Consider the following 20907-nt stretch of genomic DNA (forward strand, 5'->3'; position numbering starts at 1 on the left):
TAAGTGTGTCACGGGTCACACTGGATGTGAGAACCTGCGGGCGGTGACCGTTCGACTACAGGACATGCGGGTGGCGAGATGAGCGGTTGCGACGAGGCGGAGCTGATCCGGCGTGCCGCGCGGGGTGACAGGGGGGCTTTCGAGCGCTTCTACCGCGCGACGGCGCCGTGGTTGCTCGTGCGGCTGCGGCGGCGCTGCCAGGACGAGCAGCTGGTCGCCGACGTGATGCAGGAGACCTACCTGACCGTGTGGCGGTCGGCGGCCCGGTTCCACGACGTCGTCGAGGACGGGTCGGGGAACGCGCTGCTGTGGACCATCGCCATCAGGCGGTTGGTGGACGGGTTCCGGTGGCAGGCCAGGCAGGCCCGCCCCGTACCCGCCGACGCGGTCGCGGCGCTCTCCGCCGAGGACGAGCTGTTCGACCGGATCCTCGACGGCGACGTGGGCGCGGCCATGGCGGCCCTGCCCACCGAGCTGCGGGCGGTGTTGCACGCCCTGGTGCTGGAGGGGCTGTCCGTGCGGGAGACCGCGCGGGTGCTGGACCTGCCGGAGGGCACGGTGAAGACGCGGGCCCGGCGGGCGCGCCTGGCGATGGGGAAGGCGCTCTCGTGAGCCACGTTCCGTTCGACCACCTCCAGCGCTACGCCGACAACGTCACCACCGACGTGGAGACGGCGGTCATCGAGGCCCACCTGGCGGGCTGCGCCGACTGCCGCTCGGCGCTCGGGGCGGTGGCACCGCGGGTCGAGGACCTGTGGGTCGCCATGGCCCCGGCGCTGGCGATCGCGCGCAGGCGCCCGTCACCGCTGGTGCGGGCCGCCGCGTGGGCGTCCCCGGCGATGGTGCCGTGGGTGCTGATGACGTTCGCGGTGGCCGCCCTCGCCGTGGTGACCGACCTGCTCGGCACCGAACTGCCGTCGCTGGTGCTGCTGCTGGCCCCGATCGCCCCGGTGGCCGGGGTGGCGGCGGCGTGGTCGTCGGGCATGGACCCCGCCCACGAGATCGTCGCGTGCACCCCGCGCGCGGGGCTGTACCTGGTGCTGCGCCGCACGGTCGCCGTGCTCGGCGTGGTGCTGCCGGTGCTGCTGCCGCTGGGGTGGCTGGTGGGGGCCTCGCCCGCGCGGTGGCTGCTGCCGTGCCTGGCGTTCACCGCGACCACGCTGGCGCTGGGGACCCTGGTCGGGGTCCGGCGCGCCGCGCTCGGACTGGTCTCGGTGTGGGTGCTGCTCGTGGTCGGTCCGAGCCTGGTGACCGCCACGGTGCCCGCGCTGCTGAGCCCGGCGATGGCGGTGCTGTGGCTCGCCGCCGCCGCGGTGGCCTCGGTGCTCGCCGTGGCCCGCGCGTCCCTGTTCACCCGCTTGACCGGTGACCGCTGACAAGAGATGAGAACCGACATGGACAACTCCGCGCACGTGCGCGCGGCGGGTCTGCGCGTGCGCGCGGGCCGCAGGATGGCCGTCGACGGGGTCGACCTGGTGCTGGGGATCGGGGTGCACGGCGTGCTCGGGCCCAACGGTGCGGGCAAGACGACGTTGATGCGCGCCCTCGCGACCGTGCTGCGCCCGGCATCGGGTGACCTCAGGGTGCTCGGCTCAACCCTCGCCGACGGGGAGTCGCTGCGCCGGGTCCGCGAGCGGATCGGTTACCTGCCGCAGAAGTTCGGCTACTACCCGCGGTTCACCGTGCGCGAGTTCGTCGAGTACATGGCGTGGCTCAAGCAGGTCCCCGCCAAGGACATCCCCGCCGCCGTCGACCGGGCCGTGCACCGGGTCGGGTTGTCCGACCGCGCCGACGACCGGATGCGCACGCTGTCCGGCGGCATGGTGCGACGGGTGGGCATCGCCCAGGCCGTCGTCAACGACCCGGCGGTGCTGCTGCTCGACGAGCCGACCGTCGGCCTCGACCCGGCGGAGCGGATGCGGTTCCGGACGCTGCTGCGCGAGCTCGCCCGGACCTCGTGCGTGGTGGTGTCCACGCACCTGGTGGAGGACGTCGCGGCGGGCTGCGACGAGGTGCTGCTCGTCGACCGGGGGCGGGTGCTGTTCCAGGGCGGCACCGATGAACTCGCCGCGGCCGGGGCCACCTCGGACGTCGGCGACAGCCCGCTGGAGCGCGGCTACTCCGCGCTGCTGGAACAGGCGGCCCCCCGGTGACCGGTCCGCTGCGCCTGCAGCTGCGGCGATCGGCGGCCATCGCGGTCGGTGTCGGCCTCGCCGTGCTGCTGCTGGCCATGGCGCACCTGATGTCCGGGCCGTGGACCAAGGGCGACGCCGCGTGGAGCCGTGACTGGACCGGGCTCGCGGAGTGGTCGCGCTACCTGCTGCTGTTCGCCTGGCCGCTGGTGCTGGGCGCGGGGGCCTGGCAGGGCGCGCGCGACTCGCGGTCCGGAGTGGACGAACTGCTGTCGACAGTCCCGGTAGGACAGTGGAGGCGGGCGGTCCCGGTGGCGGGCGCGCTCGCGCTCGGTGTCGTCGCGGGCTACCTCGGTCTCGTCGTCGTCGGCGTGGTCAGGGTGCTCGCGGGCGGCGCCGACTTCCGCGCCGACTGGCTCGTGGTGGCGTTGGTTGGCGCGTTGGGCCTGATCGCGGTCGCGCTGCTCGGGTTGGGCATCGGTCGGGTGTTCCCGTCCGCGATGACCCCGCCGATCGCGGCCGTCGCGGGCTTGGCCGCGCAGGTGGCGATGGTGTGGCAGAGCAGCACGTCGGGTGCGGCGCTGGTGTTCTCCCCGGCGGCGGGCGGTGGCGGGGTCAGCGTGTTCACCCAGGTCGCCGCCCGGGTATCGGTGGCGCAGGTGGTGTGGTTCTCGATGGTGGCGCTCAGCGGTCTGCTGCTGTTCGCGCTGGCGTCGCGGTCGCGGCTGCTCGCGGTCGTCCCGGTGGCCGTCGGCGTGCTCTCGGTCGTCCTCGTCGCGCCGCCGGGGTCGGCCGTGCACGTCGCCGACACCCGCGCGCTCGCGGTGACGTGTTCCGACGACACACCCAGGCTGTGCCTCACCGAGGCGCACGAGGACAGGCGCGCGGCGCTGACCGAACCGGCGCGCCGGGCGGTCGCGGCGCTGGCGGTGCTGCCGGGCGCGCCGACCTCCGTGGTCGAGCACCCGACCGCGCTGGACCTGCCGCGCCGACCCGTCGCCCCCGACGCGGTCGCCGTCGACCTCAGCGACCCCGCCTTCCGGGACGGCACCCCCGAGGACCTGTTCACCGCGATGATCGCGGGCGCGGGAACACCCGTCTGCTCCACTGTGGACACCCCGTACGACCGGGTGCGGCGGGAGGTGGCGGCGCGAACGGTCACGGTGGGCTGGTTCACCGGGGAGCTCGGCCCGCTGCCGGGGTACGACTACCTGTGGAAGGACTCCCGCCCGCTCGTCGACAAGGCGTGGGGACAGCTGTCCGCGCTGCCGCGCGAGCGGCAGGTCGAGCAGGTGGCGGCGGTCCGCGCCGCCGCGCTGCGCTGCGACAGCGACCTGCTGGCAGTGTTGGAGGAGCGGTGATGCGAGCACTCGAACTGTACTGCCGGGAGAGAGGCGTACCCGCCGCCGTCGCGGTGATGGTCGCGGCGGTCGTCGCGCTCGCGCCCGTGGGCAGGCTCACCGGGTCGATGGGCATGTCGTTGGCCATGTCGGTGCTCGCGACCGCGGTCGCGGTCGGGGCGGCGTGCGCGGGCCTGGCGGGCGCCGACCCGGACCTGGCGCGGACCGCCGCGATCGCCTGGCCACCCCGCCGAGCCGCCCACCTGGTCGCCATCGCGGCGCTCGCCCTGGCGCTGGCGTTCGTCGTGGAACAGGTCAGCCCCAGCGGAATCCCCACCGAGGTGCTGCTGCGCAACGTCATCGGCCTCGCGGGCCTCGGCGCGCTGGGGGTGGCGGTGCTGGGGTCGAGCCGGGGCTGGGTGTTCCCCCTCGTCGTCGCCTCGGCGGCCATGACGGCGCTGCTGTCGGGAGCACCCACCGGGCCCGCGTTGGCCTTCTCCTGGCCGGTGCAGCCCGCCGACCTGGCGACCACCTGGTACATCGCGGGCGCTTTCGCCGCGATCGGGTCGGTCACCTACGTCATCCGGGGCTGAGCGAGACCGCACGGGAGGCGGCCGGGCCGAGCCCGGCCGCCTCCCGTGCGCGGGCCCTGGCTGGGACGAACTGCTCGGTAGGCGCGTGGTCGGCTGGTCGGTCGGCGCGGTGATCACCGCGCAGGCAGCGGGATCGCTTGGCACGCCCACCGGTCCTCGAAAATCACCTCACTGGTCAGCCTTCACAACAGCACGATCACCACATTGCCCAACTGCAGGCACACCCGCACAGCCGAGGGGCGGCCCGGGGAGCAGGCGGACCGAGCGGGTGTAACGCGGAGTAGTGATCACCCGACTTCCCGTTCGCCTGGTCGGAGTGGAGGGGCTGGTGCGCGCAATGTCTTCCCGTGCTGTTCTGATCGGGGTTTCGTCCTACCACGACGAAAGGTTGCCCGGTATCCCGGTTGTGCCGCGGTGCCTGAACGACCTGGCCCGGGTCTTCGCCGACCTGGCTCCGTCCGTGTTGCTCGACCAGCCTGATCTGTCGGCGCTCAGTGCCGGGCTCACGGCGGCGATGGCCGGGGTCGAGGACGTGTTGCTGGTGTACTACATCGGCCACGGGATCGTTGGGCGCAAACATGAGCTGTACCTCGGTATGCCCGGTACCGACTTCGACCACCCGGTGTTCGGGTCGTTGCCTTATGAGGCCCTGCGGGAGCGGGTGTTGGACAGTCCGGCCGCGACGAAGATCGTGATTTTGGACTGTTGCTTTTCCGGTCGCGCGCTCGGTGAGCCGCTGGCCGATCCGGCCGGTGCGGTTGTGGGGCAGCTCGCCATCGATGGGACCTACCTGTTGACCTCCACCGAGAGCAACCGGGTGTCGCTGATCCTCCCCGGGGAGTCGCATACGGCGTTCACCGGGCGGTTGTTGCGGATTCTCGACAGCGGTATCCCCGCGGCGGGCGACTACCTGACCATTGACGAGGTCTACCGCCAGTTGTTGGCTTCCATGATCAGCGAGGGGCTTCCCCGGCCGCAAAAACGCGGTACCCGCACCGCGGACCGCTATCCCATCGCGCTCAACCGGGCTGCCACCGCCGATACGGTTGAGGCCCTTCGCGATCGGTTGACCGGGGCCTTGGCCCATGCCCGTGCCGCTGGTTGGCCCGCCGCGGTGAGCGACCTCCAGGACATCTACACGCGGCAGTCCCGCCTCTTGGCCGCCGGGGACCTGGAGTTGCTGCGCACCCGCGCGCACCTGCTCTTCGCCCAAGCCGCCACCGGTGACCGCGAGGAGTACGGCGGTCTCATCAACGACCTCAGCAGCGTCCAGCAAGGTGTCCTCGGCGAGTACAAGCACCCGGATCTGCTGATCACCTACCTCTACATGTCCGTCTGCCTCGCCACGGTCGAAGACGGCCGCGACGAAGCTGTCCAACTCCTCCACGTCACCGTCCCCGCCTTCCGCCGCCTGTACGGCTACGGCACACCCCCCCACCAACCGCGCCCACCACATCCTGGCCCGCTGCCTCGCGCTCACGCCCGACGAGGACGGCGCCAACCTCCAAGAAGCGATCAGCCTGCTCGAGGAAGTGGTGGACATCCGCGCCGCCACCCTCTCCTCCACCGACCCCCTGCTCGTCCAAACCCGGGATGACCTGAAAGCCCTGGAGGCCGCCGAGTCGGCCACCACCCAGCCCACGTTCACCAGCGACCTCTGGGCCATCTCGTGAACGGCCGCCCGGCCGGGATCACGTCCTGACCGGCGCGACCGCGGCGGAAGCCGCACGGGAATCGCACTGGCGGACCACGTCCACATGAGACAGCATGTCCCCTGGGTTTACTGGGACTGAGGGGAAACATGCGAACTTCACGTGCGCTCGGTCGCGCCTTGCGACTGGGTGTTGCCACGCTGTGCGCGGTGGCCGGGACCGCGGTGGTGACAAATCCGGCACAAGCGACGAATCCACGGCAGCCCACGCTGGGCGGTCTGGTGCCCATCGGTTGGCTCAGCACCGACTCCCGGACGCCGCGATCGGCGATCACCACCGGGGACGCGCGGGTGGGCGCCTGGCTGGACGAGCAGGGGCGCAAGCACCTGAGCAAGTCCTACTTCGCCTTCGACATCTCGAACTTCCGCACCGCGACGGTGTTCTCGGCGCGGGCGGTGTTCCCGGAGGTGGCGGCGAACGACTGCGCCAAGCGGCGGCAGACCGAGGTGTGGGAGCTCGTCCCGCACGACCACACCACCAGTTGGGCGGACCAGCCGCAGGAGCTCAACATCCTGCCGTCGGTCAAGAACACCCAGTGCCTGGCCTCGATCACCTACGACGCCACCGACGCGGTCAAGCGGGCGATCCGCCGCGGGGACAAGACGATCACCCTCGCGGTGCGCATCGCCGAGGACCAGCAGGGGAACGTCGCGTTCGGGCGGACCTACAGCTCGTGGCGGCAGTCGGTGGGCGTGGAGTACAACACGCCGCCGAACACGCCGACCGGGCTCGGGTTGCAGCAGACCTACCCGGCCGCGTGCCCGGACTACGTCTCCGGGTCCGCGGTGACCTTCACCGCGTCCACTTCGGACCCGGACGGACACCAGGGGTACCGGGCGGCCCGGTGGGCGTTCTGGCCGGTCGACCGGCCCGCCCAACGGGTCGAGCAGGTGTACGAGGGGTCCGGGACGGTCCTCGGCACCGTGCCGCAGGGACTGCTGGTGTCCGGGACGAGACTGGCCGTGGCGGTCCGCGACGAGGACGGCTACACGGCGTCGGCGTGGACCGCACCGTGCGTGTTCACCTACGACAACCAGGCGCCCGCCGTGGCGCCCGGGGTGAGTTCCACCGTCTACCCCGAGGGGGCGGACTGGTCGGGTGGCGAGAACGTCCCCGGCGAGTTCGTCTTCACCGCGGGCGGGGTCGACGACGTCGTGTCGTACCAGTACGAGGGTTCGGGCGTCCGGGGCTCCGTGGCCGCCAACGGTCTCGGCGGGTCGGCGACGATCACCGTCACGCCGGAGTTCTGGGGCTTCCAGTACCTGGACGTGACCGGCGTCGACCGGGCAGGCAACCGCTCGCCCACGCGCCACTACACGTACATGGTGCGGCCGACCTCGCCGACGTTCGAGAACCGGGGCGTGAAGGCGGGTGAGCCGACCACGTTCACCCTGACGGCCCGGCAGCCGGGTGCGGTGTCCGCGACCTACCGCCTGGAGAACGGGCCCGAGACCACCGTGCCGCTGGACGCGAACGGCACCGCCCCGATGACGGTGACCGTGCCGACCCTGCAGCCGGTGCTCCGCGAACTCGTGGTGTGGACCACCGACGCGAGTGGGCACCGGTCGCGCACCATCCGGTCGACGCTGTTCGTGGACCAGGCGTTGCCCCAGGTCGAGGTGACCCCGGTCGACGCCGAGGCGGGGGCGGAGCGCGTGATCGGCTTCACCGCGGCCCGTGCGGACGTGGTGTCGTTCAGCTACCGGGTCAAGTCGTCGTTCCCCTATGACGAGTTCGTGGCGGTTCCGGCGGTGGACGGCAAGGCCACCGCCAAGGTGACCCCCGCGTTCGGGGGCTACTACGAGGTCGAGGCGTACAGCACGCTCGCCTCGGGTGAGCGGACCGGTGCCACGACGACCCAGTTCTACGTCACGTCGCCCGCGCCCACGGTGACCAGCGCGGAGTACCCGGAGAACGCCACGTCGGGTGCTCCCGGTCAGCCGGGCGCGTTCCGGATGTCCCTGCCCGGGGCGATGGACTTCGTGATCGTGTTCGAGGGCCGGTACTACTACCCCCAGGCCGACGCCGACGGCGCGGCGACGGTGGAGCTGACCCCGACCAACCCCGGCCCCACGTCGGTGTCGGTGACGGCGATGCTCGCGACGTGGGAGCAGTCACCCACGAAGGAGTACGCGTTCACGGTGGGCAACGGGTCGTAGCGCCCGGTTGTCCCGGGGGTGGCCTTCCCTTGTGGGAGGCCACCCCTTTCGCGTTGGTGGCGCTGAACTCCTGAGCCGGCGATCGCGCGGGACCGGCCTTGGTACCTTGACGGCGGTCGGATGGGTATCTGGAGAGGCATGGTCGTGGCGCAACTCGGTGTGGCTGTTCTGGTGTCCCACGGGGGATCCAACTTTCGGGCGCTCCACGAGGCGTCGCTGGTGCCCGGGGCCGGGTTCGCGGTTTCCTTCGCGGTCAGCAACAACAGCGGTTCCCAGGCGCTCGCCTACGCGCGCGAGCGGGGAATCCCGAGCAGGCACTTGTCGTCGCGCACGCACGGCTCGGTGGACGAGTTGGACGCGGTTCTGTTGGGGGAGTTGACGGATCGCGGGGTCGGGTTGGTGGTGACGGCCGGGTACATGAAGAAGGTCGGGCCGCGGACGTTGGCGGCGTACGAGGGGCGGATCATCAACGTGCACCCTTCCCTGCTGCCGCGCCACGGGGGGCAGGGGATGTACGGGATGGCCGTCCACGAGGCGGTGCTCGCGTCCGGGGACCAGGTCACCGGGCCGTCCGTCCACCACGTGACGGCCGAGTACGACACGGGGCCGGTGATCGCGCGGCAGGAGGTGCCGGTGCTGCCCGACGACACCGCCGAGAGCCTGGCGGCGCGGGTGTTGGCGGCCGAGCACCGGCTGCTGCCGGAGGTCGTCGCGCGCATCGCCCGAGGGGACTGAGCTTCGGCGGCCGACCGTGTTCACCTGCCGGGGTCGCGCAGGATCCGGCGTTCCCGCGCCACGGTGCGGTCGTCGACCCCGAGCTTGGTGAAGACCCGCACGAGGTGGGTTTCACCGTGGCCTCGCCGATTCCCGGGCCGCGGGCGATCCGCGAGTTGGTCGAGCCGCGCGCACCAGGGCGAGGACCGCGATCTCGCGTGCGATCAGGCGGTCCGGCGCGGGGCGCGCATGCGGGTCACCAGCCGCCCGGTGAGCTAGGTCAGGGCGCGTTCCCGACCGCCGAGCCCGACGGCGTCGATCACCTCGTCCGGGTCGCGCGAATCAGGGTGGTAGGTCGAGAAGTGCCGCAGGACCTCCTGGACGGTCAGGTCGGCGTGGTCCCCGGACTCCCGCAGCACGATGCCGGCGCGACCGCGCCAGGCCAGGTCTGCACCGAGGACCGAGACCGCACCGGAGTCGCGGTCGCGGCGCCCTTCGAGGATCTCGGTTGTCGTCGCCTTCCCTGTCGTCGGCATTCGTGGGCGAGGGCGGGAGCCTTCGGTTCGGCGCGGACTTCCACATCGCGGGTGGGGCCGGTGAGCGCGCGGGCCGAGGTCGCGATGGTCGACGCGGCGAGGGGGTTCGCCGTTGGTCGGGTTAGCTTCGTGGTGGAGTCGTCGGTGTTGTCTGGGGCGTTGTTGGCCGCGGTGGCCGAGGGTGGGGCTCGGGTGGTGGCGACCCGGATGTCACGGCGGTCGAGGCGGCTGCGGTCAGGGCGATCGGGATGAGTCCTGAGTAGACAAAAGGCCCGCGCATCCGGTGGATGCGCGGGCCCGGTTCAAGACAGTCAGGACAGGCGGACCGGGAGGGACTTGAGGCCGCGGATGGTGGTGCTGTGGGCCCAGCGGAGGTCGCTGGGGTCTACCGCGAGGGTGATGTCCGGGAAGCGGGTCAGGAGGGCGCGTAGGGCGACTTCGCCTTCCATGCGGGCCAAGGGGGCGCCTACGCAGTAGTGGACGCCGTGGCCGAAGGCGATGTGGCCCGCGGTGTCGCGGGTGACGTCGAGCTGGTCGGGGTCGGGGAACTTGCCCGGGTCGCGGTTGGCGGCGCACAGCGGCGCCAGCACCAGGTCGCCCGCCTCGATGGTGACCCCGGCCAGTTCGATCGGGGCCGTGGTGTGCCGCACGGTCGGCACGTTGACCGGCGACTCGAGGCGCAGGAACTCCTCGATGGCGCGGGGCATGAGACTCGGGTCGGCGGCCAGCTTCGCCAGCTGGTCGGGGGCCTGCATGAGCGCGAGCATGCCGCTGGCGATCAGGTTGACCGTGGTCTCGTGGCCCGCGAGCAGCAGCAGGAACACCATCGACACCAGTTCGCGGTCGTTGAGCCGGTCGCCGTCCTCGCTCGCCTCGATCAGCGACGTCACCAGGTCCTCGGCGGGCTCCGCGCGCTTGGCCGCGACCAGGCTCGCCATGTACTGGCCCATGTTGCTCCGCGCCTCGGCGATCACGTCCGGCGGGCTCGCGGACAGGATCGTCGAACCCCAGTCCCGGAACGCCTCCCGGTCGGTGTCGGGCACGCCCAGCAGCTCGCAGATCACCGTGATCGGCAGGGGGAACGCGAAGTCGCCGATCAGGTCGACCGTGCCGTCGCCGTCGGCGGCGCGCTGGGCCAGGTCGTCGAGGAGGGCCGCGGCGATGCCCTCGGTGCGGGGGCGCATGTGGGTGATGCCGCGCGCGGTGAACGCCTTGACCACCAGCTTGCGCAGCCGGGTGTGGGCGGGCGGGTCGGAGTTGAGCATGTGCGACGACAGCGCCGGGTCCCACTTCACCGGCGGCTTGTCGGGGTCGCGGTTGCGCTCGAACGCCTCACGGCCCGCGCCGACGTCGTTGCTCAGGTGGGTCTCGGCGAGCGCGGTGCGCACGTCGGCGTAGTGGGTGACCATCCACGCGTGCGTGCCCTGGGGCAGGCTCACCCGCTGGATCCGGCCCGCTTCGCGCAGCGCCGTGTAGGTGGCGTAGGGGTCTTGGAAGAACTGCTCGTCCAGCCGCACCGGGCACTGCGCTCCGCTTGGACTGTCCACAGTGGTCGAATCGGGCTGGCTGGTCTCGGCGTCCGGTACGGACATGGTCTCCCCCGGGGAGGCGTCGAGTGGACCGCGGTCGCGGCAGACCGTAGCCACGGGTGCCCGAAATCGCCCAATGAGACCCAGGTCACCAAACGCCGTGTTGGTCGGGGGATGACCTAGGATCGCCGACCGGTGCTCGGGCCCCGGTCCGCCACGCCGCCCGAGACCATTCCCCCACCGTGCTGAACTGCTTGAACACGAGCGTGACCGGTGGCGGGGAGGCCACACCGGACCGCACCCGCGCGGCGCCTCGGACACCGCCTTCGGAGACCGCGGCGATAGCGGTCTCCGATTAGGCGGTGACCAGGTGCTCAACGCCGCGGCCTCAGTCGGCCGTCCACGTGACCGGGAGTTCGTGGACGCCGTAGATGTTCATGTCGGCGCGCAGCCGCACGTCCTCGGCGGGGATGGCGAGGCGCAGCGTGGGGAACCGGCGGAGCAAGGCTTGGAAGCCGGTGCGCAGTTCGACGCGGGCCAGCTGCTGCCCCAGGCACTGGTGGACGCCGTGGCCGAAGGAGAGGTGCCCGCGGGCCTTGCGGTGGATGTCGAGGCCGCCGTCGAAGCGCTCGGGGTCGTGGTTGGCGGCGAGCAGGGACAGCACGACGGTGGAGCCCTTGGGGATCGTCTCCCCCGCCAGCTCCAGGTCCTCGGTGGCGTAGCGGTAGAAGATGTCGGCGATGGCGAGGTAGCGCAGGAGTTCCTCGACGGCGTTGGGCACCAGCTCCGGGTCGGCCCGCAGCTCGGCGAGCTGGTCGGGGTGTTCGAGCAACGCGAAGGTGCCCAGGGCGAGCATGTTGGCGGTGGTCTCGTGGCCGGCGAGCAGCAGCAGGAACGCGACGCCGGTCAGCTCCTCGACGGTCAGGTCCTCGTGGGCCGCCAGGTCGGACAGGATGTCGTCCTCGGGCTCCGCCCGCTTGCGGATCACCAGCTCGGCGAGGTAGCCGGTCAGCGCGCCCAGCGCGGCCATCTTCTCCGCCAGGTCCTGGTCCCGGACCAGGAACTTGGCCGAGTTGGCCTGGAAGGTCTCCCGGTCGGCGTACGGGACGCCGAGCAGCTCGCAGATCACCAGGGACGGCACCGGCAGCGCGAACTCGGCGACCAGGTCGACCGGCGGGGCCAGACCCGCCAGGTGGTCCAGCTGCCGCTCGGTGATCTCGGCGACGCGTTCCTCCAGCACCCTCATCCGCCGGACGGTGAAGGCTCCGGTCAACCGCTTGCGCAGCCGGGTGTGGTCCGGCGGGTCCATGGCGATGAAGACGCCGGGCATCGGCGGGGACGGTTCGGTGGCGGCGGGGATGCCGGGGGTCTCGTACGGCACGTGCACGACGTCGAGGTCCAGCCGCGAGCTGAACCGGGTGTCGGCCAGGACCTGGCGGGCCGCGTCGTAGCCGGTGACCAGCCAGCCGCGGTGGCCGTCGGGGAACACCAGGGGGCTGACCGGCCGGGACTCGCGCAGCCGGGTGATCGCGGGGGGCGGGTCGAACGGGCCGGCGTCGCGGGTGGTGGGCAGGCCGTGCGGGCTCATCGCGGTTCCTCTCGTGGTGGCTGTCGACGACCACGTTCGCGAATCGGGCTGACACCCGGCTGACACGACCCGGACACCGCCCGTCATGGACAACACCGCAGGTCAGCGGCCAGGGGTGGCGTGGCAAAATCCACCGGGTGCGGATCGGGCTGCTGGGGACGTTCGAGGTGCGCGCGGACGACGGCCGCCCGGTCGACGTGCCGGGCGCCCGGCTGCGGGCGCTGCTGGTCGCCCTCGCGCTCGAACCGGGGCGCGTGGTCCCGAAGACGGCGCTGGTCGACTGGATCTGGGGCGAGCGGCCACCGGCCGAGGCGGCGAACGCCCTGCAACGCCTGGTTTCCCGGCTCCGCAAGGCGCTGCCGGCGGGGTCCGTCGAGGGACACCCGAACGGCTACCTGCTGACGGTCGCGCCCGACGCCGTCGACGCCGTGCGGTTCGAACGCCTCGTCGGCCAAGCGCGGGAGGACGGCGATCCGCGACAACTGCGCGAAGCGCTCGCGCTCTGGCGCGGCGCCCCGATGCAGGACGTCGGACTCCAGGAGAGCGCCGCGTTCGACGCGGCGGTCACCCGGCTGGAGGCGCTGCGGCTGACCGCGTTGGAGGACCGGTTCGACGCCGAGGCGGCCAGCGGGCAGGCGGTCACCGAACTCACCGACCTGGTGGCCGCCCACCCGGTGCGGGAGCGGCTGGTCGCCGCGCTGATGCGGGCCCTCGTCGCGACCGGCCGTGACACCGAGGCGCTGCTCGTCTACGAGCGCACCCGGGAGGCCCTCGCCGACACGCTCGGCGTCGACCCGTCGCCCGAGCTGTCCGACCTGCACGTCGCGCTGCTGCGCGGCGAACTGGCGCGGCCGCGCGAGGAACCCCGGCGGACCAACCTGCGCGCCGAGCTGACCAGCTACGTCGGCAAGGACGACGACGTCGCCGCGGTCTCCGCGCTGATCACCGGGCACCGCCTCACCACCCTCGTCGGACCGGGCGGCAGCGGCAAGACCCGGCTCGCCACCGAGACCGCCCGCGCGCTCCTCGACGACCTGCCCGACGGCGCCCGGCTCGTCGAGCTCGCCGCCATCGGCGCCGACGGCGACCCGGACGCGAACAAGGTCGCGCAGGCGACGCTGGCCGCGCTCGGCCACCGGGACGCGCTGCTCGGCGGCGCGCCGGACGCGGAGCCGACGGAGCGGTTCGTCGCCGCGGTCCGCGACCGCGAGACGCTGCTGGTCCTGGACAACTGCGAGCACGTGATCGCCTCGGCGGCGGCCTTCGCGCACCGGGTGCTCGGCGAGTGCGGGCGGCTGCGGATCCTCGCGACCAGCCGGGAGCCGCTCGGCATCACCGGTGAGGCGCTCTGGCCGGTCGCGCCCCTGGCCCTGCCCGCGCCGACCGCCACCGCCGAGGAGATCGGGTCGTCGCCCGCCGTGCGGCTGCTGCGCGACCGGGCCGCCGCGGTGCGCACGGACCTGGGCTCGGACGCGGGGACCCTGTCCACCATGGCGCGCGTCTGCCGGGCGCTGGACGGCATGCCGCTGGCCATCGAGCTCGCCGCGGCCCGGCTGCGCACCATGACCCTCGACCAGCTCGCCGCCCGGCTCGACGACCTGTTCCGGCTGCTCACCGGCGGCAGCCGCACCGCGCTCCCCCGCCACCGGACGCTGCGCGCGGTGGTCGACTGGAGCTGGGAGCTGCTCACCGACGACGAGCGGCGGCTGCTGCGCGGGCTCTCGGTGTTCTCCGGCGGCGCGAGCCTGGAGGCCGCCGAGCACGTGCACGGCGGCGCGGACACCCTCGACCTGCTGACCGCGCTCACCGAGAAGTCGCTGCTCGTGGCGAGCGGCCACGGCGCGCCGCGCTGGCGGATGCTCGGCGTGATCAAGGAGTACGCCGCCCAGCGGCTCGCCGAGGCGGGCGAGGCGGACCGGGCCCGGCGCGCGCACCTGGCGTACTTCACCGGTCTCGCCGCGGCGGCGGACCCGCACCTGCGCCGCGCCGAGCAGCTGGAGTGGCTCGCCGGGTTGGCCGCCGAGCACGACAACATCAGCGCGGCGATGCGCGGCGCGATCGCGGCGGGCGAGGCCGACGGCGCGATGCGGCTGGCGGCGGCCGCGGGCTGGTACTGGTGGTTCGCCGGGCACAAGGCCGAGGGCAACGAGCTGGTCATGGCGGCCACCGCGGTGCCGGGCGAGGTGCCCGCCGAGGTCCGGGCGGTGGTGTACGCGTTCGTCGTGATGTTCGTGGTCTCCGGGCGCAGCGACCAGTACGAGGCGGCGGAGTGGATCCACCGGGCGTACGAGGTGAGCCGGGGCGTGCCGAGCGGGCTGCACCCGGCGGTGGGGTTCGCCGAGCCGCTGGAGCGGATGCTCGTGGCACCGGACGCGTACCTGCCCGCTTACGAACCGCTGCTGTCCGACGCGGACCCCTGGGTGCGCGCCCTGGCTCGGCTGAACCTGGGCAAGCTGCGGGGGATGCTCGGCGACGGGAGCCGGGAGGTGGACGAGCACCTGGCGGCGGCGCTGGCCGAGTTCCGCGCGATCGGCGACCGGTGGGGGATCTCGTTCGCCCTCACCGAGTTGGCGGACCGCATCGCCGCGCGCGGCGACTTCGCGGGCGCCGGCGCGCACTACGCGGACGCGATCGCCGTCGCCACCGAGGTCGGGGCGCTGGAAGACGTGGTGCGGATGTTGCCGCGTCGGGGCCAGCTGCGCTGGTTGGCGGGCGAGGAGGACGCCGCCGCCGAGGCGATGGCGCGGGCCCGGCGGCTGGCGGACCGCGTCGCCTGGCCGGAGGCGCTGGTCGAGCTGGCGCTGGTGGACGCGGAGCTGGCGCGGTGGCGCGGGGACACCGAGCGGGCGGGCGAGCAGCTGGACGCCGCGACCGCGATGCTCGGCGCGCACGCGGAGCGGGCCGGGATGCGCGCGGTGATCAACGACCAGCGCGGCTACCTAGCCGCCGACCTGGCCGCGTCCCGCGCGTACCGGGCCGCGGCGGTCGAGGCGGTGGCGGCGCGGGCCGCGGCGCCGATGGTCGCGCAGGTGCTGGTCGGCGTCGCGGATCTGGCGCTGCGCCAAGGGGAGCACGCGCAGGCGGCCCGGTTGCTGGCGGCGAGCGCGGCGGTGCGCGGCCTGCCGGACCGGTCCCAGCCGGACGTCGCGCGGATCGAGCGGGAAGCGCGGCGTCGCCTCGGTGACGCGGGGTTCACCGAGGCGACGCGGGCGGGGGCGGACTGGCGGGAGCTGGTGGCGGTCACCCTCGCTTGGTGAACTTGGCCAGCGCCCAGGCGTAGCCGACCACGCCGATCCCGACGCACCACCCGATCGCGGCGAGCGTGGACCCGGTGGACGGCGTGCCGTTGAAGAGACCGCGCACGGTCTCGATGATCGGCGTGAAGGGCTGGTACTCGGCGAACTGCCGGATGCCCGGGCCCATCTTGTCCGCCGGGATGATCGCGCTGCTGAAGAACGGCAGCATGATCAGCGGCACGGCGAAGAACCCGGCCGACTCCGGCGACTTGGCGGCGAGCCCGAACGCGATGGTCAGCCAGGTGACCGCGAGTACCGTCAGGACCAGGATCCCGACCGCGGCGAACCACTGGCCGAGGTTCGCGGACGGGCTGAACCCCATGGCGAAGGCCACGCCGACGATCGCGGCCATGCCGAGCACGGTTCGGACCACAGTGGACACCACGTGTCCGGTCAGCACCGCGGCGCGGGAGATGTTCATGACCCGGAAGCGGTTGATGATGCCCTTGGTCATGTCGGAGTTCACCGCGGTCGCGGTGCTGCCCATGCCGTAGCAGAGGGCGAGCATGACCATGCCCGGCGCGGCGTAGTCGACGTAGGCGCCACCACCGACGTCGAAGCCGTCGCCGAGGACGTAGACGAACATGAACATCATGACGATGGGGAACAGGATGGCGTTGAACAGCACGACCGGGTCGCGCAGGCTGTGCTTGGCGTTGCGGCGCAGCATGGTCAGGGAATCGGCGATGGCGCTCATGCGGTCTGGGCCTCCGTGCTCTGGTGTCCGGTGATGGCGAGGAAGACGTCGTCGAGGTCCGGCGTGTGCACGGAGAACTCCTCGACCTCGACGGCGTACTCGTCGAGGCGGTCCAGCAGGGACCGCAGGGATTTCACGCCGCCGTCGCTCGGCACGCGGAGGGTCAGCGCGTCCGGGTCCGGGGTGGCGCCGGGGAGGACCCGAGCGGCGGCGTCGAGGCGGGCGGCGTCGGCGAGGCGGAGGCGGACGTGCGTGCCGGGGACCTGGCGCTTGAGTTCGCCGGGGGTGCCCTCGGCGACCAGGCGGCCCCGGTCGAGCACCGCGACCCGGTCGGCGAGCTGGTCGGCCTCCTCCAGGTACTGGGTGGTGAGGAAGATCGTCATGCCGTCCGCGACCAGCTCGCGGACGATGTCCCACATGGTCCGCCTGCTGCGCGGGTCCAGACCGGTGGTGGGCTCGTCCAGGAAGATGATCTCCGGCCTGCCGACCAGGGTCATCGCCAGGTCCAGCTTGCGGCGCATCCCGCCGGAGTAGGTCGCGGCCTGCTTGCCCGCCGACTCCGCCAGGTCGAACCGCGCCAGCAGGTCGTCGACGACCCGCGTGCCCTCGCGCTTGCCGAGGTGGTGCAGGTCGGCCATCAGCCGGAGGTTCTCCGCGCCGGTGAGCAGGTCGTCGACGGAGGCGAACTGGCCGGTGACCCCGATCGCGGCCCGCACGGCCCTGGTCTCGGACGCGGTGTCGTACCCGGCGACGCGGGCCGAACCGGCGTCGGGGGCGAGGAGGGTGGTCAGGATGTGCACGGTGGTGGTCTTGCCCGCGCCGTTGGGGCCGAGGAGGGCGAAGACCGAACCCGCCCGGACGTCGAGGTCGACCCCGGCGAGCACGGTCTTGTGCCCCCGGGCCTTGTCCCCGTAGGCCTTCCGCAGGCCCGTGGCGGTGATCGCTGAACTCGTCATGGGAGCACTGTCACGGCCCACGCTGACACGGCCCCGCCCTCGCGCTGACACGGCTCCTGACACAGCCGTGCGCGGTGGGTACCGGCCGGTAAACGGGGTGGTCGGACGAGCGGCGGCGGGCCCGGAAGAAGGGCAAAGTCCGACAACGTCCCCGGAGCGGTTTCCGCGAACCGTTCGGCGCGGTGGGGAAGCTGTGGTTCCGCGCCGGTATCGCCGCGCCCTCGCCATTGGCCTGGTCACCGAATCGCGCCACCGCGCTGACGCTCGGGATCGTTTGCGCGTCACTGGTCGGGATCGCCGTATTCCTGGCGTCGCGCGTCACCGAGTCGGTCGCCGAGTGGCAGGCGATGTTCGCCGATCGCGCCGAGTCGGCCACCTCCGCCCACAGGTCCGTCCACGACGGGATCACGGAGGGGCGATTCCCGGTTGGGACGACTCAGAGCAGGCGGCGGCACAACGGTATCGGCGGCGTCGAAAACCGGACCATCCTGCGCGACGGCCACTACCGGACCGAGATTTCCGTATCCGCCTACGGCAACCGCCGCTATCTCGGCTGGGCGAGTGGCGGACCCCGCGCGGCGCGCGCCTGGTGTCCCGCCTCCGGTTCAACGGCCCGGAGCGCGGGCGGGCCGACCGCGCCGCGTCGGCGGCAGGTGGTCCAAGAAGCTGTCAAGGCGGTCGTCGCCGGTGTCGGGGTGCCCACGGGTTGCGGATTCCCGCAGGGGCTGCCCCCGCTCGAAGACACCCGGAGGGCACGCGGGGAATCCGATCTCCACGACTCCGGTCGGATCCGGTAGTCTCCGTGTCGGATTTGTACGAATCCGCCGAATGGGATCAATTGCCCGTACCTCGGACGCGAGTGCCGTGTTACCGGCCGGGGTCGCCGAAGTGAATGGCGCTCATCCTGTCGCGTTCCGGCCGACCGTTCCCGGCCGATTGGTGGCATATCACCGGCCGCACCCCGTTCGTACGCTTACATAACAGATTTCGCCAGTCCGGAATCCGCACCATGTTGTCCGGGGCATTTACCTGGCACTACGGCGGAATCGACGGCCGTGGCGCCGTTGCGCCGACTTGCCTGATGTTGACAAACAGCCATTCCCACCACGGATTCCGTTGACTGCCGACCGGCCGCGTCTCGATGCTTGGTCGCGCTCGGTGACGTGCGTACACCTCTGCGTCGCCAGTGTGAGCTGGCCGTAGGGGGCGGGTCGCCCACGAGGCGGCGGGCGGCACCGGGCGCGCAACCCTGCCCATGAGGAGCATGTATGAAGCGCACAACGATGACGGCCGGGGTAGCCCTCGCCGTGCTGGCCAGCGGTGTGGTCGCGTTGACCTCGTCGCCGGTGTTCGCCAGTCAGGGCCAGGAGCAGGCCCCCGACCGCCAGGCCCTCGCGGTCTCGGCCGCCGACCGCGCCGCGGTCGCCGGCCTGGACGCGCTGGCCAAGGGGCCGGACGAGGTCTACGAGCGGGGCATGGTCACGCCGTACCTCAACGACCTGTACTCGGTCAGCTACCAGCGCACCTGGCGCGGGATCCCGGTCGTCGGCGGCGACGCGACCGTGCTGGCCGACGGCCAGGGCCAGGTCCGGGCGACCGTCGCGGGCACCTCGGCGAAGGTGGCCGTCCCGTCCACCGGCGCCCGGGTGAGCAAGGCCGCCGCCGAGGCGACCGCCAAGGGCCTGCAGGGCGCGACCGCGAAGGTCGAGACCGGCAGGCTCGTCGTCAAGGTCACCGAGGACAAGCCCGCGCTCGCGTGGGAGCACCTGCTGATCGGCACGAAGAAGAACGGTGGCCCCAGCCACCTGACCGTGTGGGTCGACGCCACCACCGGCGCCGTGCTGGACAAGGTCGAGGACGCCGCCGACGGCTCGCTCAACAGCGAGTGGAACGGCAACGTCACCATCAACACCAGCGGGTCCAGCGGCAGCTACCGCATGGTCGACACCACCCGCCCGGGTCTGCAGTGCTCGGACTACAACGGCGGTGTCTTCACCAAGTCCACGGACTCCTGGGGCACGGGTAGCGCCTCGAGCAAGGAGACCGGCTGCGGCGACCTGCTCTACGCGGCGCAGCAGGAGTGGAACATGCTCAAGGACTGGATGGGCCGCAACGGCCACAACGGTTCCGGGCGCTCGTGGCCGGGCAAGGTCGGCCTGAACCAGCTCAACGCGTACTGGGACGGCTCGACCATCACCATCGGCCACAACCAGGGCAACAAGTGGATCGCGTCGATGGACGTCGTCGGCCACGAGTACGGCCACGGCCTCGACCAGAACACCCCGGGCGGCACGTCCCGCGAGGCCGGGCTGGGTGAGGGCACCGGTGACATCTTCGGCGCCCTGACCGAGGCCTACGCCAACAACCCCAAGGACAAGCCGGACTACACCGTGGGTGAGACGGTCAACCTCACCGGCTCCGGCCCGATCCGCAACATGTACAACCCGTCGCTGGTGAGCAACGACCCGAACTGCTACAGCTCCTCGATCCCCAACACCGAGGTGCACAAGGCCGCGGGCCCGCTCAACCACTGGTTCTACCTGCTCGCCGAGGGCTCCGCCCCCGGCGGCGGCAAGCCGAACAGCCCCACCTGCAACAACTCCACGGTGACCGGCGTCGGCATCAAGGACGCGGGCCGGATCTTCTACGGCGGCATGCTGCTCAAGACCAGCGGCATGACGTACAAGAAGTACCGGGTCACGACCCTGACCGCGGCCAAGAACCTGGACAAGACCTGCAACCTGTACAACAAGACCAAGGCCGCCTGGAACGCGATCTCGCTGCCCGCGCAGTCGGGTGAGCCGACCAGCTGCACGCCCGCCTGACGGGCCGCACTGACAGCTGAAAGCTGAAACCGGGTGGGGTGGGACATTGTCCCACCCCACCCGGTTCGCGTTCCCGGACACCGGCCCGCGGCGGCTGTCCACTCGGAACATCCCGGAGGGGTCCGGATTCGGGCGTGCTTGAAGCCGCCGTTCCCGCGGGTAGTCGGGTTCGAATGGGTGCCTACTACCCGAATTCCAGACCTCAGGAGAACCGGTTTCACGCGTGGACAAAAGGGTTCCGCATCCAGCGCAGTCGATTGCAATCCGCCGAAATTCCCGGTTATCCTCTGCGATGTCGCGCCACTGGGTTGCGCGGCGACCATCCACAACGGACTGCTCGGCCGCGCGGATTCGCCTCCGCCCCGGGCGTTGTGGTCGGTCTTCGGCGAACAATCCATCGTGAAGGGGAAATCTGTGCGCATGTTCGCGCGGGCGGCGGCTGCCGTCGCGGTACTCGCCGGGGGAATGCTGGCCGGGACCGGTACGTCCGGTGCCGCCGAGGCGGCACCGGCACCCGTTGTGGCGGCGCCCGCTGCCGTCGCGGACGATCCGTGTGGCTACTGGCGGGCCGGGAACTGGCTCTCCGGGTACACCTACTGGTACCGGCACTGCGGTTCGACCTACGTGTGGGTCCACATCTCCTACTACGACAACACCTACGACAGTTCCTGCTTCTCTCCCTGGGAGAAGCGGCAGCTGTCGTGGCGGACGACCAACGCCTACTACACGGGCCTCTGCTGACGCCGTGGGCGGCCACACCACCTCGGTGTGGCCGCCCGCCGCTGCTGAGAGCGGATCCGCTCACGGCGGAGTGGCGGGCGGATCCCGGT

General features: G+C 72.1%; 17 protein-coding genes. 12 read left to right on the forward strand and 5 right to left on the reverse strand.

Annotated features, from left to right (window positions below; genetic code table 11):
* Positions 1-78: 78 nt before the first annotated feature.
* The 8 genes from V5P93_RS28685 to purN all read left to right on the forward strand — a co-directional run bounded on the left by V5P93_RS28685 (position 79) and on the right by purN (position 8671).
* Positions 79-612, forward strand: a complete 534-nt coding sequence (locus V5P93_RS28685) for an RNA polymerase sigma factor (RefSeq protein ID WP_104482440.1) — start codon at positions 79-81, stop codon at positions 610-612.
* Positions 609-1376 carry a zf-HC2 domain-containing protein gene (locus V5P93_RS28690; protein WP_104482441.1) on the forward strand — a complete coding sequence of 256 codons (768 nt, stop codon included), beginning with the start codon at positions 609-611 and terminating at the stop codon, positions 1374-1376. The genes V5P93_RS28685 and V5P93_RS28690 overlap by 4 nt, the downstream gene beginning before the upstream one ends.
* 6 nt (positions 1377-1382) lie before the next feature.
* Complete coding sequence (locus tag V5P93_RS28695) at positions 1383-2153, forward strand: ABC transporter ATP-binding protein (RefSeq protein WP_104482442.1); 771 nt, start codon at positions 1383-1385, stop codon at positions 2151-2153.
* On the forward strand, positions 2150-3493 hold the full coding sequence (locus V5P93_RS28700; RefSeq protein WP_104482443.1) for a hypothetical protein: 1344 nt from the start codon (positions 2150-2152) through the stop codon (positions 3491-3493). The genes V5P93_RS28695 and V5P93_RS28700 overlap by 4 nt, the downstream gene beginning before the upstream one ends.
* Positions 3493-4065, forward strand: a complete 573-nt coding sequence (locus tag V5P93_RS28705) for a hypothetical protein (RefSeq protein WP_104482444.1) — start codon at positions 3493-3495, stop codon at positions 4063-4065. The genes V5P93_RS28700 and V5P93_RS28705 overlap by 1 nt, the downstream gene beginning before the upstream one ends.
* A 316-nt stretch (positions 4066-4381) precedes the next feature.
* Complete coding sequence (locus V5P93_RS28710; RefSeq protein ID WP_104482445.1) at positions 4382-5662, forward strand: caspase family protein; 1281 nt, start codon at positions 4382-4384, stop codon at positions 5660-5662.
* A 336-nt stretch (positions 5663-5998) separates the two neighbouring features.
* Positions 5999-7936 carry a hypothetical protein gene (locus tag V5P93_RS28715; RefSeq protein WP_104482446.1) on the forward strand — a complete coding sequence of 646 codons (1938 nt, stop codon included), beginning with the start codon at positions 5999-6001 and terminating at the stop codon, positions 7934-7936.
* A 120-nt stretch (positions 7937-8056) separates the two neighbouring features.
* Entirely contained in the window at positions 8057-8671 is a 615-nt protein-coding gene (gene purN, locus V5P93_RS28720; protein ID WP_219824153.1) for a phosphoribosylglycinamide formyltransferase, read from the forward strand.
* A gap of 254 nt (positions 8672-8925) precedes the next feature.
* Here the strand turns inward: purN and V5P93_RS28725 are convergent, their stop codons facing one another.
* The 3 genes from V5P93_RS28725 to V5P93_RS28735 all read right to left on the reverse strand — a co-directional run bounded on the left by V5P93_RS28725 (position 8926) and on the right by V5P93_RS28735 (position 12303).
* Positions 8926-9186 carry a hypothetical protein gene (locus V5P93_RS28725; protein ID WP_104482447.1) on the reverse strand — a complete coding sequence of 87 codons (261 nt, stop codon included), beginning with the start codon at positions 9184-9186 and terminating at the stop codon, positions 8926-8928.
* Positions 9187-9497: 311 nt separating this feature from the next.
* Positions 9498-10778, reverse strand: coding sequence for a cytochrome P450 (locus tag V5P93_RS28730; protein WP_104482449.1), 1281 nt, complete (start codon positions 10776-10778; stop codon positions 9498-9500).
* A 325-nt stretch (positions 10779-11103) separates the two neighbouring features.
* The gene (locus tag V5P93_RS28735; RefSeq protein WP_104482450.1) at positions 11104-12303 is read right to left on the reverse strand and encodes a cytochrome P450; all 1200 of its coding nucleotides are present in this window, start codon (positions 12301-12303) and stop codon (positions 11104-11106) included.
* A gap of 137 nt (positions 12304-12440) precedes the next feature.
* Between V5P93_RS28735 and V5P93_RS28740 the strand changes: the two genes are divergently transcribed.
* Entirely contained in the window at positions 12441-15560 is a 3120-nt protein-coding gene (locus V5P93_RS28740) for a BTAD domain-containing putative transcriptional regulator (RefSeq protein ID WP_104482451.1), read from the forward strand.
* Here the strand turns inward: V5P93_RS28740 and V5P93_RS28745 are convergent.
* Positions 15544-16296 (reverse strand): ABC transporter permease, encoded by a 753-nt coding sequence (locus V5P93_RS28745; RefSeq protein ID WP_181043833.1) that lies wholly within the window; start codon positions 16294-16296, stop codon positions 15544-15546. The two genes, V5P93_RS28740 and V5P93_RS28745, sit on opposite strands and share 17 nt — an antisense overlap.
* Positions 16293-17252, reverse strand: coding sequence for an ATP-binding cassette domain-containing protein (locus V5P93_RS28750; RefSeq protein WP_104482452.1), 960 nt, complete (start codon positions 17250-17252; stop codon positions 16293-16295). The genes V5P93_RS28745 and V5P93_RS28750 overlap by 4 nt, the downstream gene beginning before the upstream one ends.
* A 182-nt stretch (positions 17253-17434) precedes the next feature.
* Here V5P93_RS28750 and V5P93_RS28755 point away from each other — a divergent pair, with 182 nt between their 5' ends.
* The 3 genes from V5P93_RS28755 to V5P93_RS28765 all read left to right on the forward strand — a co-directional run bounded on the left by V5P93_RS28755 (position 17435) and on the right by V5P93_RS28765 (position 20818).
* Entirely contained in the window at positions 17435-18049 is a 615-nt protein-coding gene (locus V5P93_RS28755; RefSeq protein ID WP_104482453.1) for a hypothetical protein, read from the forward strand.
* 471 nt (positions 18050-18520) lie between these two features.
* On the forward strand, positions 18521-20077 hold the full coding sequence (locus V5P93_RS28760) for a M4 family metallopeptidase (RefSeq protein WP_104482454.1): 1557 nt from the start codon (positions 18521-18523) through the stop codon (positions 20075-20077).
* Between the two features lie 420 nt (positions 20078-20497).
* The gene (locus V5P93_RS28765; protein ID WP_245931662.1) at positions 20498-20818 is read left to right on the forward strand and encodes a DUF6355 family natural product biosynthesis protein; all 321 of its coding nucleotides are present in this window, start codon (positions 20498-20500) and stop codon (positions 20816-20818) included.
* Positions 20819-20907: the final 89 nt, after the last annotated feature.

Source organism: Actinokineospora auranticolor (assembly GCF_041897805.1).
Classification (GTDB): Bacteria; Actinomycetota; Actinomycetes; order Mycobacteriales; family Pseudonocardiaceae; genus Actinokineospora; species Actinokineospora auranticolor.